Annotated in this window: 15 protein-coding genes (1 of these 15 cut by a window edge); 7 read left to right on the top strand and 8 right to left on the bottom strand. The window is 42.9% G+C overall.

The annotated features are described in order from the left end of the window. Together JWG45_RS16660 and JWG45_RS16655 are read right to left on the bottom strand one after the other, a co-directional pair. A protein-coding gene (locus tag JWG45_RS16660; protein WP_205280752.1) for a c-type cytochrome crosses the window boundary here: on the bottom strand, positions 1–52 show its start. It extends 485 nt beyond the left edge of the window; the window shows 52 of its 537 coding nt (coding positions 1–52); the start codon lies at positions 50–52; its stop codon lies off the left edge, out of view. Between the two features lie 1,572 nt (positions 53–1,624). Then, on the bottom strand, positions 1,625–2,863 hold the full coding sequence (locus JWG45_RS16655; RefSeq protein WP_205280751.1) for a lipoprotein LipL46: 1,239 nt from the start codon (positions 2,861–2,863) through the stop codon (positions 1,625–1,627). A gap of 65 nt (positions 2,864–2,928) precedes the next feature. Between JWG45_RS16655 and JWG45_RS16650 the strand changes: the two genes are divergently transcribed. The 6 genes from JWG45_RS16650 to JWG45_RS16625 all read left to right on the top strand — a co-directional run bounded on the left by JWG45_RS16650 (position 2,929) and on the right by JWG45_RS16625 (position 8,543). After that, positions 2,929–4,194 carry an exo-beta-N-acetylmuramidase NamZ family protein gene (locus JWG45_RS16650; protein WP_205280750.1) on the top strand — a complete coding sequence of 422 codons (1,266 nt, stop codon included), beginning with the start codon at positions 2,929–2,931 and terminating at the stop codon, positions 4,192–4,194. After that, positions 4,163–4,786 carry an LIC_11883 family protein gene (locus tag JWG45_RS16645; protein ID WP_205280749.1) on the top strand — a complete coding sequence of 208 codons (624 nt, stop codon included), beginning with the start codon at positions 4,163–4,165 and terminating at the stop codon, positions 4,784–4,786. Before JWG45_RS16650 ends, JWG45_RS16645 begins: the two co-directional genes overlap by 32 nt. Beyond that, positions 4,783–5,634 (top strand): DUF2797 domain-containing protein, encoded by an 852-nt coding sequence (locus tag JWG45_RS16640; protein WP_205280748.1) that lies wholly within the window; start codon positions 4,783–4,785, stop codon positions 5,632–5,634. The genes JWG45_RS16645 and JWG45_RS16640 overlap by 4 nt, the downstream gene beginning before the upstream one ends. 46 nt (positions 5,635–5,680) lie before the next feature. Then, a complete protein-coding gene (locus JWG45_RS16635; protein WP_456298543.1) occupies positions 5,681–6,529 on the top strand; it encodes a M48 family metalloprotease in 849 nt (282 codons plus the stop codon). Positions 6,530–6,828: 299 nt separating this feature from the next. Continuing rightward, positions 6,829–8,001, top strand: coding sequence for a DUF2157 domain-containing protein (locus JWG45_RS16630; protein ID WP_205280746.1), 1,173 nt, complete (start codon positions 6,829–6,831; stop codon positions 7,999–8,001). Further along, the gene (locus tag JWG45_RS16625) at positions 7,998–8,543 is read left to right on the top strand and encodes a GDYXXLXY domain-containing protein (RefSeq protein WP_205280745.1); all 546 of its coding nucleotides are present in this window, start codon (positions 7,998–8,000) and stop codon (positions 8,541–8,543) included. Before JWG45_RS16630 ends, JWG45_RS16625 begins: the two co-directional genes overlap by 4 nt. On the opposite strand, the gene JWG45_RS16620 is transcribed toward JWG45_RS16625, so the two are convergent. Genes JWG45_RS16620 through JWG45_RS16600 form a run of 5 tightly spaced genes read right to left on the bottom strand, consistent with a single transcriptional unit; the run spans position 8,503 to position 13,231 of the window. Beyond that, the gene (locus tag JWG45_RS16620) at positions 8,503–9,390 is read right to left on the bottom strand and encodes an NAD(P)-dependent oxidoreductase (RefSeq protein WP_205280744.1); all 888 of its coding nucleotides are present in this window, start codon (positions 9,388–9,390) and stop codon (positions 8,503–8,505) included. The genes JWG45_RS16625 and JWG45_RS16620 overlap by 41 nt on opposite strands. Positions 9,391–9,420: 30 nt before the next feature. Next, positions 9,421–10,170, bottom strand: a complete 750-nt coding sequence (gene mce, locus JWG45_RS16615) for a mammalian cell entry protein Mce (protein WP_205280743.1) — start codon at positions 10,168–10,170, stop codon at positions 9,421–9,423. Positions 10,171–10,203: 33 nt separating this feature from the next. Next, a complete protein-coding gene (locus tag JWG45_RS16610) occupies positions 10,204–10,968 on the bottom strand; it encodes an ABC transporter ATP-binding protein (protein WP_205280742.1) in 765 nt (254 codons plus the stop codon). A gap of 2 nt (positions 10,969–10,970) precedes the next feature. Next, the gene (locus JWG45_RS16605) at positions 10,971–11,750 is read right to left on the bottom strand and encodes an MlaE family ABC transporter permease (RefSeq protein WP_069607160.1); all 780 of its coding nucleotides are present in this window, start codon (positions 11,748–11,750) and stop codon (positions 10,971–10,973) included. Further along, on the bottom strand, positions 11,747–13,231 hold the full coding sequence (locus tag JWG45_RS16600; RefSeq protein WP_205280741.1) for a hypothetical protein: 1,485 nt from the start codon (positions 13,229–13,231) through the stop codon (positions 11,747–11,749). Before JWG45_RS16600 ends, JWG45_RS16605 begins: the two co-directional genes overlap by 4 nt. On the opposite strand from JWG45_RS16600, the gene JWG45_RS16595 reads away from it, so the two are divergent. Continuing rightward, on the top strand, positions 13,187–14,242 hold the full coding sequence (locus tag JWG45_RS16595; protein WP_205280740.1) for a D-alanine--D-alanine ligase: 1,056 nt from the start codon (positions 13,187–13,189) through the stop codon (positions 14,240–14,242). The two genes, JWG45_RS16600 and JWG45_RS16595, sit on opposite strands and share 45 nt — an antisense overlap. Here the strand turns inward: JWG45_RS16595 and metW are convergent. Beyond that, positions 14,239–14,856, bottom strand: coding sequence for a methionine biosynthesis protein MetW (metW, locus tag JWG45_RS16590; protein ID WP_205280739.1), 618 nt, complete (start codon positions 14,854–14,856; stop codon positions 14,239–14,241). The genes JWG45_RS16595 and metW overlap by 4 nt on opposite strands.

The following is a 14,856-nucleotide window of genomic DNA, read 5'->3' as shown; positions in this document are numbered from 1 at the left end:
AATTGGCTAAAATTGCGTAAGCCAGTATGAAGAAAGAAATTGTTTTTTTCATAAGTTTTCCTCTTTGAGATTCTTAGAATTCTCATACAGATAAATAACTATCCGGATGATTCTATTGAGTAAATGTAATATACTTTTGTTTGAATGGATTTTTGTTTATTTTCCGATTCCTTTTCCTCCGATTTGATTTTGAAGGCACGCTTTCGGCGATAGGCGAAATTTCATCTAAAAAAATAAAAATACATACCTTAAATATCGAGCGTTATATTAAATAAATGTGATATTTATACCTGATTTATAGTTTGTTTATGATTTTATATTTTAAAATTTTATCTTTTTGTGAGATTTGTTTAAGAATAAGTATTCTAATTATTATCGTTTGAAAAAGATTTTCGATTGAGCGGGATCAAGGTTCTATGAAAGTCGATTGGTATTCATAGAAGTTGTCGATTGAGAACTTGACATAAACAAAGTCTGAATTCCCGATTGTTGAATCTTGAAATTTAAAATCTCACTGTGATGAATCGGATTTTGTGATTCAATTTATAATTCATTTTTTTTTGCACAATCCGTGAGCCAATTTTGTAGGAAGAGAGTAATTTCGGAGAAGAAACGTTCTCAGGATTTATTTTTCGAAACTTTGACCGAGATTACGACTTTCACCCAAGTGCGAAAAGACTTCCGTTTGCAGTTTTTATGAAAGGATCGACCAGTCGCAAACGATGGAAGATTTTTTAAAAGACTGTAATTTTTTCGGAGGGACTTGATTCCGCAATTTTTTGAAGAATGTAGGAACCACCCCCAAGAATCGAGTCGATTCTTACTTTATGGTTTTACGGTTTACGGTCTTTTCTTTTTGAAAGCGATACGATCGAACAAGAGAGCGGAGCTTTCAAAAAACCTCTTTGGACTTCTAACAAAAGTAGAAGAAAATTTTCCTCTGCTGAAAGATGAAACCGACGTGGAAAACGAAAGTCTAAAGTCTTCTTTCTGCCACGTTCTTTAGAATCCGGGTGTGCCTCGTTCCTGGAAGCCATTGTCGTAATTCCGACAACTTCTCATGGAATTCCAATACTTTGCAGTTGGAGAATGCAAATCATCGACGGAAGGATGTCGTTTTTCGAAACGATTCCGGTAGTAGTTCCAATTTCTGCCGTGAAATAAAACTCTGGTCTCCAGCTCGTTGCATAACCTGACCCGCAGTTCTTGAGTGGGTGTAACAAGAAACTTTCCGAGATAAGGAATTTTGTAGGAGTTCCTACACCCGGATTTGTGCTTGAAAAATTAGAATTTTGTGATATAGGAAAGTCAATCGTGGTTTTTTCCACCACCCGCCCCTCCACCCGAAATTTGGGTGGGGCCGCGCGACTTTTACAGAAGAACGTCGTAGTTCCGACAAATCTTCGTCCGATCCAGACAACTTTGTGGGTAAGGTTTATGCGTTGGCTGGAGGAGGCGGGGAAGATTTGCGGAAGATCCCTCTATCACAAAATCCTTCTTTTTACAAATAGAATTCTTCTCACAAAGATTGTCGTAGTTCCCACAATCACTCTTAAGAGTACAAAAAAAATGCCCGGACAAAACTTCCCGGGCATTTTATATTCTCGAATTAGAAATTAATTTTTTACTTCAGAGGTTTGAATTCCAAAGTTACAACTCCGCGAGTTGCCGATTTTACTTCTAATGACTTACTCGATAAGAAAGAAAATCCTCTGTCTTTTTTATAGACCAATTCTTCTTGAAAGAGGGAATCTTTTCCAGGATAGATCACTTCCCACTCGGAACCGCTTGTATCGGAAGTTCTTACGTTCACTTCTTTTGCGGCGGTAAACTCCGTAAGATCATCTTTGAACTTGGTCGCTTCGTCTGCGTTCAAACCGGTGAATTTCAAAACGATCGGGTTGTTTTCAGTGAGGTTGAACCATTCTTCTTTCAACTGCGTGTTTACTTTTTTAGAAACGGATGCGGCCCATTCGGAAACGGCTTTTTCTCGCGAAACTTTCTGAGTGATGTCCGCTCCGCGTCCATCCGCAGTTCCGCTATCAACGATCTTTCCGTCTCCCCAAAGAAGGACTACTTTATACGTTCCTGTCGCCGCCGTGTTGTAAATGGTTCTTTCAAGAGCCTTTCCGTTAACGGATTCCAGAGGTTGTTGATCTTCGGTTTCAACGGTTCCTAAAACCAAAACTTCCGCTTGGAGCATTTCAGAAAGAATTTTGATCAAAGGAGATCCTTCTACTTTTTCCGGATCCACTTGATTCTTACTTACTTTTTTCGCGGTTAAAGCCGGATCGATGATCTTGTTTCCGTTTTTCTTCAGAGCTTTGATGATTTCCGCTTCGCCGAAATTATTCGGACCAGCAGGAAATACCGGAGCTCCTCCGACTTTTCCAAGAACAAGAACTGCAACTCTTGGATTTCCCACGTCTGCAAGAAGATTATCCACCGCGGTGGAAATTTTGGATTCTTCCACTTCACATCTTACTGTGAGTTTTAACATCGGTTGGGTATCGATCTTTCCTTCCGCTTCGTCGATGATATCATAACTTTTTACAAAAGCGTCGGTTTTAGAAAGAAGGCTGGAACCTAAACTCTCTCCGTCGGATGCCTTGCTCTTGTTGCTGATTTCTTCTCCGATCACTTTTCGAACTGCGTTGATCTTTGCGTCTTTCAAAGCCCTTTGTTTTGCGATTTGTTTGTCGCCGTTATAAATAGGCGCTTCTCCGATCACGGTAACTTTGTTACCTTCTTTTTCGTAGAATTCTTTCTTTTTTCCACGAGTGGATCCGGAAGAACCGCAGTTGACTGCGAACGAAATCACTGCTAAGGCTGCGATGAGCCTGATGGTAGGGAAACGATTCATTTTGTCGTTTTTCTCCTTGAAGAATAGGTTTGAGGGATTTTCTTAAACAAAATAGGAATTTTCGGATGCTCTACACAAAAATAAAGAAAAAATTCTTCCTCTTAGTCATTTTTTTTCTCTTCCTTCCTTCGGTTGCCTGCGCGGAAAAAGGATTTCGTAAACATATTTCGGATTCTAAGCTCGTTCCTTCTGAAAACGAATTTTACACAAGGGTTCTTCCCGGACTCTCCGGAAAGAACGTCATTCTCATCACAAATCCATCCGGAATCGGAAGAAGTCCCGAAAGGATCATCAAAGAATTTAAAAAACACGACGTAAAGATCAAACATCTCATCGGACTGGAACACGGATTCTTGGGTTTAGAAGAAGACTTTAGCAAATCTCCCGTAACCGTTGACGAGTTTTTCAATCTCCCCATCTATCATATCTATCGAGTCAAGAACGCAGAACTTCCGGCGATTCTCAAAGGTGCGGACGCGATTCTTTTCGACGTGCAAGATATGGGAATGAGATGTTACACTTATCTCACGGTTTTAAAAAGAATCATGGATGGAATTCCGGATCCAGCTTCGACGAGACTGATTTTACTCGATCACGTAAATCCGGCCTTGTATCTAAAAGGAAGAGGGGAAATTATCGATAAGAAATTTCTTAACTTTGCTGGAGAATTTCCTTCTCTCTTTTTCAGCGGACTTACTCTGGGAGAATCCGCGAACTTTTACAACAATGAATACCTCGCAAAAAAAGTTCAGTTGGAAGTTCTTTCTCCAAAAAATGCAAAACGTTCTTTCGATTGGGACAAGGAAGGAATTCCTTGGACGACTCCTTCTCCGAATCTTCCGATGGTGGATTCCGCGCTCAACTACCTTGGTCTTGTTTTATTAGAAGGTGTGAATGTTTCCGTCGGTCGCGGAACGACCGCTCCCTTTGTCTATTTCGGAGCGCCTTGGATGATCGAACCCGAAAAATTAGCAGAAGAATTAAACCAGAATTCCGGCGGAGATTATTACTATCAGACCGTATTTTTCAAACCCGTCTTCGGGCCTTTTAAGAATGAGATCTGCAGAGGTCTTCGTCTAACGGTTGTGAATCGGAAATACGATCCACTAAAAATGGCATATAAGTTGATCGCGGGAATCAAAAATTCTTACGGAAAGGATTTTAAATGGAGATCCTATCCGGATGGAACCCACAATATCGATTTTCTTTGGGGCACCTCATCTTTTCGGAATGCGATCGAATCCGGAAGAACATATGAGCAGTATTCAGAATTCTTGAGTTCTACCGAAAAAGAATACAATGAGAAAATTCAAAAATACTATCTCTACTGATATGGAAAGAGTAAGAACAACACTTTTACGAACGATCCTCGGCATTAGTACATTCTTCTTTTTGAATGTATCGTTGTCAGCCGACGCCGGCTCTTGGAAGGAATACCAGTTAAAGGACTTGATCGGAAGATTGAAGTATTATACGTTCGCGAAAGTCGCTCAGAGTCTTCGAGGAGTTTATCCTACGAGCCAGGAACAACAGTGGGAGAAGTCCAATTGTTTTGTTTCCGTTCCCGAACTTCCCGGGCCTTTTTTCTGCGGATTGCTTCGGCACCAACACCCGACTTCTTCTCAGGAACCGATGCAGATTATGGAAACGGAACCGAATGCTTCTTCGAAAGAATTAAAGAACATTCAACTTTATACAGGAACCACGATTTCCGGTAAGAATGTGGTACAAATCACATCGGACGAAAACCCGGGGGATTCTCTCCGCGCCTTTTATCTTTCCAGCGGTCACTTGAGCCACTACGAATTTCAGGATCGAATTCTCATTTTTGATTGGTCAGGTTCTAAGCTGAATGGTATTCTGGAGGTGAAAGTGGATCCGATTTTAAGACCGCTTTCCGGAAGAGAAATCCTATTTCCATGAAACAAAACGTCTCCGGTTTTTTAAGAATGATGGATCACGAAGGAATTGATCCCGTCCGTTATATTTGGAACTGTGCGACTTATGAAACCGAAACCTCAGAAAAACAGGAAAGTCATCTACAAGAAGATTCTAATATTCTAAATTCTCTCGGTAAAAAATACAAACTCGAGTTTACGGGAAGGATCCGTTGTGTTTCCTGCGGACGTATCACCAAAAAAAGTTTCAACCAGGGAAACTGTTTTACGTGTTTTCAAACGCTCGCGGAAAACGATCTCTGTATCCTAAGACCCGATACCTGTCACTTTCATCTTGGAACTTGCAGACAACCGGATTGGGGCGATTCTCACTGCTTTCGACCGCATACGGTCTATTTGGCGAACAGCTCGGCGATCAAGGTTGGAATCACCAAGGAGAATCCGGTTTCCAACCGTTGGGTGGATCAGGGAGCCGTCCAAGGAATTCCTTTGGTAGAAGTGAGTTCGAGAAGGGACGCGGGGATCATTGAAAAAGAATTGTCCAAGGTTTTATCGGATCGAACGACTTGGCAGAAGATGGTCTCGGGGGATCCGGAGGAGATCGATCTTTCCGAAAGAAAAAAAGAATTCTTACAAAAGATTGAGGACTTGGATTTTGATCTCGACTACAGGGTGTCGCCTCAAGAAGAACCGACTCGGATTCGATATCCGGTTTTACAGTTTCCTCAAAAAATTCTTTCCTTATCTCCGGAAAAAAATCTTGTCATAGAAGACGTCCTTACCGGGATCAAAGGACAGTATCTCCTCTTTCAATCCGGGGTCATCAATATTCGCGCGTATGGCGGATACGAAGCCACTCTCAGCGTAGAATAAAAATTCTGCTATGATTCTAAGTTCCTCTCGGAAAAGAATGTTCCGTATGAAAAAGATCGTAGTGAAGTTAGCTCTATTCATAACCGTCGTTTCGTTCTGGGGCTGCGGTGTTATCATCGAATCCGTCGTTCCGATTGAATTGGATCTGCAAATCGGGAAATCATTTTTAGAAAACGCAAAAGACGGAAAGGAAGGAATGCATATCCTCAAGAATGAGGTTCTTGAGAAGTATGTAAAGTCCGTCGCCGAAAAAATTTTAAAATCGGATAAGATCCAATACAAAAAAGAATTTCCTTATAAAATTTCCATCCTCGACGACGACGATACGATCAACGCCGTTTGTACTCCGGGCGGTTATATTTTTGTCTATACCGGTCTTTTAAAGCTCATCCAAGACGAGGCGACGCTCGCCGCCATTCTCGCGCATGAAATCGCACACGCTGAAAAAAGGCATTCAGTGAAACAGATCATCAGCTCTTTGGGAATCTACTTCACGATTTATATCGGTCTTACGATCTTTTTGGGTTCGGACGCGGCTAATCTCATCAACCTGGGATCGAGAGTGGGCGGAGAAATTTTGACCCTCGCCAACAGTCGCTCCGCAGAAGCGGAAGCCGACGAAATGAGTTTTGAATATTTGAAATCCACGAAATACTATCCGGGTGCTCTCGAATCTTTTTTTGTTCTGATCGAAAAAAAAGAAAAGGAAGAAGGTGGGGTGGATCCCGACAAACGTGTGATCAAATTTTTGTCCACACATCCTCTCAATGAAGATCGAATCGCAGAGAATCGAAAACGTTTGGAAAAGATCGGAAATCCAAAAGCGACTTCTGAAAATCTCTATTCCGCTCGATATCAATCCGTAATGAAACGGGCTTTTGACGAAGCGGAATAGTTCTTTGATTCCTAAGGTCCGCAGCTTCGAGAGCGGCTTTTTTCTTTGCTTTTGGAAAGTGAAGACCTTAGAATGTTTCCTCTCAAGAGCCTTTCAGAAGTTGATCGAAGGTTTAGTGAATCTCTCCCCTTTTGAATTTGAAAGAGTGCTTTCGTCTAAGAACATTCTTTCAAATTGATTTCTCGCAATTTCCACTTCAAAAAAAACTCGTTCCGAATCCTGACTTCGCAAGAACTGGATCGGAGACGATCGGAAAATTTCTTGTATTCTGATTACGCATAGATAAAGTTTCTCCATCTATGCGTCTGGAACACAAACTTAAAAAATGGGTGGAAGCGGGGCTGATCGGCACGGAACAATCCGAATCGATTCTCCGCTTTGAAGAAAACAAAAAGACTCCTTACTTATATTATTCATTTCTAATTTTAGGAGTTGTGGTGATCGGAATCGGGATCATCGCAGTGATCGCCGCCAATTGGGAAGAAATTTCGGATTTTGTGAAGTTAGGCGCCGCGCTCCTCGTCTTGACTTCGATCGGAACCGCCGGATTTTTAAAACGAGAGAATCCGAATCTTCTCACGGTGTTGATCGTTCTCAATTCCATTTTGATTTTGGGAATGATCGGACTCATTTCACAGGTTTACAACTTAGAAGGAAGATACTACGAAGCTGCTATGCTCTGGTGTATTCTGAATATCTTATTTTTGATTTCTACGGATTCCAAAACTTTTTTACATTTATGGCTCGTCGGTTTTCAGATCTTTCTCACCGGATGGATTTTTGAAAAAGAATATTCGATTCAGAGTTTTCACTGGCCGGAATACTTCTTTCTATCCACGGTCGGATACTTTACGCTTTGGTTAGTATCCGAAAAATTTTCTTTGGATTCGAGAAAGGGAAGTTTTTTTTTCTGGGCCGTTTTGTTTTTGATCGCTGGGAGTTCCTATCGGGGATTTGTAGAAAAAACTCCTCCGGAAATATTGGAGGACCTGGGTTGGATTCATTCCGTCGCGGGATTTCCTTGGTTGAAACTTTGTTTCCGTTTGCTCGCGCTCGTTCCCGCCGGATTGCTTCTCGTTTCCAATAAGGACTTTTCGATCAGCCAGAAAAAGTCTTTGGCTTTGAGTTCCGTCTTTTTGTTTTTTCTCTATTTCCCGTTTCCGTTTCAATACGTTCCGATCACGTCCATTCTTTCTTATGTTTGGAATTATTCGATCTCCTTGATTCCCGCGCTTTTGTTTATTTTTTTCTGGTTGGGGATCGCGTCTGCGTTTCGTTCCCACAAAAGAATCTTCGATCTTTCGATCGCGATCATCGGAATTCGTTTTTTGTATTTTTACTTCGACGTCTTTGGTTCTCTGACCTACACCGGTTTCGGATTGATTCTTTCCGGACTTTTGATCATCGGATTTACGGTCGGATATTTGAAATACAAGACTAAAGTAAGGAACCTACTCGGAGGGGAAGAATGAGAATTCTAAAGTATTTGCTTCTGTTTTCCTTTGGGATTCCGGTTTTATTCTTCGCTTCGGAAATATTATATCTCGAATTTGCAAAGAAGTCAGGGAAAGAATTGATTCTTCCGATTGCAGGTTATGATCCTCGAGATCTCCTCGCGGGTCATTATCTTCGTTACAATATTTCCTTTCAGACGGAGGCTCTTTGTCTGCGAAACGATTCGGAAAGAATTTCGAATCACAAAGCCTCGGAGAATTCACATTGCGTTTGTTATTCTCATTCCGGAAAAATTCTGGAAGGTGAGGGACTTTTTGTTGAAAAATGCGAGCCGGACACTCTGAAGAGTCGTGAACTGTGCCGGGTGTATCTTCGTGGGATCTGCCAGTACGGAAGATTTAAGATTGGAAACGAAAGATACTACGTGAATGAACAAAAGGCTCTCGATTACGAAGCGCGTCTTCGTAAAGAGAAAGACGTTCATATTCGTTTGAAGGTGAACGAGGAGGGAAGAGCGATTACGGACGCTCTGATTTGGGAGGATGGATCTTCGCTGTGACTTCGTTGAGGCTGCAAAAATCGTTCTCTCCCAAACCTGCGTTCATTCCTGCGTCGTAAATTGCGGGAAGATTTTGACAAAGTGAAAGGGACGTTTTGGATTCTTTTGCGAGCTCCATTGCGTGATAGACGTCCTTTCTCATGTTCTTGAGTGAAAAATGGGTTTCGTAGTTTCCACTGAACACAAAAGGAAATTTAAACTCGGCGATTCCGGATTTTGCGGCGGATTGAAGAAGAATTTCTTTTAGGGTTTCCGCATTCACTCCGGCGTTTTGAGCGAGAGTAAATCCTTCCATATACACTTCAAAGATTCCGGCCTGAATCAGATTCAATGCGAGCTTTGCTTTTTGTCCGTCTCCGATCTTACCGCAATAGACCGTATTCTTTCCACAAGCTTCCAAGAAGAATCGAACGTCTTCCACTTCTTCCTCGATGGCGCCGATCATAAAAAGAATCTGTCCGTCTTTTGCTGCGTTTTTAGAACCCGTCATCGGACAATCGTAGAATCTGATTTTTCTTTGAGCGCAATCTTTTGCCAGACGAAAGGTGAGGGGAAGGGAAGTGGTTCCGCAATCCAGGATCACTTTCGGATTTGAATCGAGCAAACCCGATCGTATCACTTCCTTTTCGACGACTTCGTCTTCGGTAAGGCAGAGAATTACGAGCTCACTTTCTTTTGCAGCTTCTTTTGGGTTGTTAAAAATTTGAGAATTCTCGTTTTTTAAATCTTCGATTTTTTCAGGACTACGGGAATACAATCGAACCTTGTGACCATTTTTTAGAAGATTGGAGGCGATGCCTTTCCCCATAATTCCGGTGCCTATGATGGAAACTGTATATTTGTTCATTAGAATATATAAATAAAATAAATTGTAATATTAGAAAGCACTCAAGGCCGCTCTGATAAAGCTTGTTACAGGGGCCTGTTCTCTCGTGTCCTCGAGTCCCTCTCTGAGTTCCCGCAATACGATTTGAGCGTCGGTCAAAACGGTGTTTACATTTTTATGGACGTCATCGTTGTTGATCAGTCTTCCTAAACTTCCGTCTCCGGTGTTAATCTTTGTCGTGATATCCGCGATGTTGGAAAACGTTCTTCGAATATCTCCCCGGTTTTCCGAAATGAGTTCCGATAAACTCACCAATGGGTCCTGCAAAACCCTTCCTTTTAAGGCTCCGGCCGTTTTGTAGTCGATCATGGTTACGGGAGTCGATCTTGCCTTTAGTTTTTGAGATTCCGGATCGGTTGTTCCCGGATCGATCGAGATGACGCGACCGGTCAAAAGACTTTCGTTTTTGATGATGATGTCATAGTTGTCGTAGAGTCTGATCTTTTCTTTTAAGAGGAGTGTGACTTCGACTCTCGTTCCGATTCCCAGATCACCGCTTTGTACTTCGAGACCGTTTTCGTCGATTTGGATGAGTCGGATCGAGGAAACATAACCAAAGGGAACCCCTTGTACGGTTACTTTGTTTCCCACCTTGATTCCCTCCGCATTTCGAAACGTGATCTTCATAAACTCTCCGCGTTTTTTCACGGGGCCACCTTCGGTGATAATCGTAAAATAACCGACAACTCCGACAGCGGCGGTAAAGATGATTCCGACGAGTAAATAACGCAGTGAACTCATATTCGTTTCTCCTAATGGATCTCTCGATCGTTTCTATTTTGTTTCCAGGATCATCGGCCCCTTGGTTTTGCCGTGAATGAATTGTTGAATCAGTTCGTTGTCAGAGTTTTGAATCTCCTGCGGCGTTCCCGTGAAAACGAACTTTCCTTTATAAACAAAGCTGATTCGATCCGCGATCATATACGCACTCGACATATCGTGAGTGACCACAACCTGTGCGGCCCCCGTTTCTTTTTGGATTTCAAGAATCAGTTCGTTGATTACGTTAGACATGACCGGATCCAAACCCGAAGTAGGTTCGTCGTAGAGGATGATTTCCGGATTGGTCGTGATCGCCCTCGCAATCCCGGCCCTTTTTTTCATCCCGCCGGAAATATCGTTCGGAAAATTATCCTTTGCGATCACCATATCCACTAATTTTAATTTTTCCATTACGATTTCGCGGATCTTTTCCTCGGTCGCAAGTTTGTGTTCTCTCAGAGGAAGTGCAACGTTGTCGAAAACCGTCAACCAGTTGATCAAGGCGCCCGACTGAAACAAAACTCCCATTCGCGCGCGTAATTTTTCCTTGGTCTTAGTTTTTACTCGCGAAATACTTTCTCCGAAGATATAACATTCTCCGGCATCGGGTTCGAGAAGTCCCGTGATATGTTTGAGTGTGACGGACTTTCCCGTTCCGGACGGACCTACAATCACCAAGGTTTCTCCCTTTCGCACTTGGAGATCCAAACCTGAAAGTATCTTTCTACTTCCAAAACTTTTATGGATGTTTTTGAGTTCGATCGCGAGTGGTTCCATTTCTATTCTCTGTAAAGAAGGGCGGTGATCATATATCCGGTAAAGATTACCATCAAGAAGGAAGTAACAACCGATTCTCTTGTGGCACGTCCGACTCCGATCGCACCGCCCGAAGTTCTCAATCCGTGGGAACACGAAATCGCGGAGACGATGACTCCGAAAATAAATCCTTTGAGTATTCCCACATACAAGTCTTTGAGTCCTGGGATCGAGGCGACTCGATCAAATACATCCCTGAAATAAGTAAAGTAGTCGATTCCCAATTGGAAATAACCGACGATCGCTCCTCCGATGATTCCGAGGATCGTGGAATAAACGCAGAGAACCGGGACCATGACGGAAAAGCCGAGGATCCTCGGAAAGATCAGATAACGCACGGGATCGATGGACATCACTTCCAAAGCGTCGATTTCTTCGGAGACCTTCATCGTTCCAATCTCGGCGGCCATCGCGGATCCTATGGACGCGGAAAGAATCAACGCCGTCATAAACGGAGACATCTCCCGAGTGAGTGTGATCGTCATCAGAAGTCCGATCTGTCCTTCCGCTCCGAAGTCTTTAAGACCCAAACCTGTGTTCAGCGACATGATCATTCCCGTAAAAACCGCGACGATCGAAACGACGGAGATACTTCCCACTCCGGTGATATACATCTGATCCAGGATTTCTTTTCTTTTAAAAAAGCTGTAAGGAAGGTTTAGAATACTCTCATATACGAGGAGGATCGTAAAACCGCTCGCGTAAAAGAATTCGGTGGATCTGGACTTTAAACTTTCAATCATATTTTGATAAACCAGAGCAGTTGCAGATTCCGATTCGATTCGATTCTTTCATAACCGATGAGACCGTAAAGGAATTTCCAGGACGTTTTTTCGGGAGTCAGGGAAAGTTCCAAAACAAAGGGAATGCTTGCATGAAACTCGGTCTCGGTCCATCTCTGGGAATACGCCCTCATCAAAACGGAAAATCTTTTTTCTCCGTTGGATAGTTTTTGATATTCCACGACGGACCAAAGAGGATCCCAGATTCGATCCACAACTTCCGATTTGATCGGAAAAAGCGATAGAAGATTCCAGATCACGTTTCCTTCCCTGTCTTTTTGGTATTTGAAGAAAGGCCATACTTTGAGATAACGTTCGTCCCGATCCCATTGAACGTAATGTCTTCTCGAATTGAAAAAGAACGGAATCAAAAACGTATCCTCCGATTGGATGTGATACGTGTCGGATTTAAGTCGAAAGTAAAACGGACTTACGAACGTCGTTTCTTTGGATGCAAAGCGATAGTTTCCGTAAAAAGGAAAAAGAATTAACTTTTTATAATCCTCGTCCTGGTTGCTCCCGTACTGAATAAAGAAGAAGAGGGCGTTGAAATCCTTTTCTCCCGTTCGATCGTCGTATCCGTAGCCGATAAAGGATCCCAATAACGGAAGAATCAAAAATCCCCTCGATTTCATATTTCCCGCTTCCGAATTTTTGATTCCGAAAAATGGAAAGAAGATTGTGTAATGAACGGGTTCTCTTTTGTCTTGAAAAGTTGTTCCCCACTGGAAAATAGGCCAAAGAAAAGAATAACGTTCATACTTTCCGCGGTGGATTTTTTTGGAGTAGAGTGGAAAGATTCTAAACTCTTCTCTTGTTTCCGAAGAGCCGTAGAGAAAGAGCGGCCACAAAACCGCGGTCGCTTCGTAGTCCTTGTGTTTCCAGTTCGAATACAAAGGAAAGAGTGCGAAGCTGATTTCGGAATAGGCGATCTTGTTCCGCATTCTTCCTAACAACGGAAAAAAACCGAAATACTTTTCTCTTTCCGTATCACCTGATCCCCAAAATAAAAGCGGGGTCAACACGTCCGAATCTTCTCCCGTGTCTTCGTGCAACTGAGAAGTTCCCGTGATAAAAAACAGAAATGTCCAAACCTTCCAATACTTGGTTTCTTCGCTGTAATAGATGGGATAAAGAAAGGTCTGAAAACGATAGGCCGACTTTTCCTCTTTATAACTCGAGTAGAACGGACGAAAGATGATTTCGGATTCTCCGGCGCGGATTTCTTTCTGATACAAAAACCAGAACTGATCATACTCCGATTTGAATTCTCCGATCGGTTTGGAAGGATATTCCGAAAAGATGTTTTCAGAGGAGAAGAGAAGAATTAGGATGCAAAAGATTCTAAACTTCTTTCCGAAGTTTGAATAGATCCCATTTCTTTTGGAGAAATTTTCTTGGCTAAGATCGCAGTCTTTTTTGGTGGCAGTTCTACGGAACACAGTATCTCGATTCGAACCGGTTGTTTTATTTGTAAGACTCTGCATACGATGGGACATTCGGTCAAACCCATTCTCTGGACCAAGGAAGGAGATTGGGTGGTTCCTTTAGAGTATCGGTTGGAGCTTCCATTTGAGTCAGTCAATTCTCCGGATTCTTTCTTAGAAGGGTTTCAAAAAAGGAACGGTGTAAAACGATCTCCGATTCTTCCGTCCTTGGATGCCGAGATTGTTTTTTTAGGTCTTCACGGTGGAAAGGGGGAAGACGGATCGATTCAAGGTTTTTTGAGCGTTTTGGGAATTCCATACACCGGGTCTGGCGTGACCGCTTCCGCGATCGCTATGGATAAGACCCGAGCAAATCAAATTTTCCTGCAATCCGGACAGAAAGTCGCCCCGTTTTTTGAAATTCGGAAAGAAGAATACGATTCTTCTCCCAAAGCTGCGGTTACAAAACTTGCGAGTCTTGGGTTCCCTCAATTTCTCAAACCCGTAGAAGGAGGTTCGAGCGTCTCCACACATAAGATCAATGATTCTTCTCAACTCGAAACCCGACTCGGCGCGATCCTTCAAACCGAATCTAAGGTGATGAGCCAGGCCTTTCTTGCCGGAACGGAAGTTTCCTGCGGAGTTTTGGAACGGTATCGAAACGGAGAATTACAAACGATCGCGTTACCCGCAACCGAGATCGTTCCCGGTGGAGAATTTTTCGACTTCGAGTCCAAATACAAATCGGGTGGCTCCAGTGAAATCACTCCTGCAAGAATCCCCGACGATCAGATGAAACGTGTTCAGGAGCTGGCGATCTCCGCACATCGATCTCTGGGATGCAGAGGTTATTCTCGAACCGATTTTATCATCGTCAACGGAGAACCTCATATTTTAGAAACGAATACGTTACCCGGAATGACGGAGACGAGTCTCATTCCACAACAGGCCGCGGCCGCGAATATTCCGATGGAAGAGGTTTTTGCAGACCTCATAGAGATCGGACTGAAACATTCTCTTTCTTAAGAGATTACAAAAAGCGCCAGTTTGGAAAAGAAGTTGGGTCTGAATTTGACTCGGCTTAAATCCCGAAAATAAGCCCGGTCTTCGATCTTAAATTTTTGAATCTCGCAGAATTCTAAAAAGTCCAAAACCGAAAGAAAGTGTAGGTTCGGAGTGTTGAACCATCGATAGGGAAGTAAATCCGTGACGGGAGTTTTTCCCGTCGTCAAGATCGTCCAACGGACGTTCCAGTGGCCGAAGTTCGGAAACGCGACGATGACTTTTTTTCCGATCCGCAAGGATTCTTTCAAAATCTCTCCTGGGTTTCTTGTTTCCTGGATCGTTTGGTTGAGAATCACAAAATCAAAACGTTTGTCCTGATGGTGTTCCAGTCCTTCGTCGATGTCCCCGTGATGAACATAAACCCCGCGTTGGATACATTCCACGATACAATCCTCGTCCTTTTCGATTCCCTGACCGCGGATTCCTTTTTCCTTTAAGAGATAGAGGAGGGTTCCGTTTCCACAGCCGAGATCCAAAACCCTCGAACCGGAGGGAATCAGATTGAGAATGTAAGCAAAGTCCGGTCTTTCTTTGAGAGTGAGATCGACGGATGTTTTTTTTTCCAGAGGTGTCAT

This window comes from Leptospira ainlahdjerensis (assembly GCF_016919175.1).
Lineage (GTDB): Bacteria > Spirochaetota > Leptospiria > Leptospirales > Leptospiraceae > Leptospira > Leptospira ainlahdjerensis.
The sequence above is the reverse complement of the archived record's forward strand: the minus strand, read 5'-3'. Positions and strand labels throughout refer to the sequence as shown.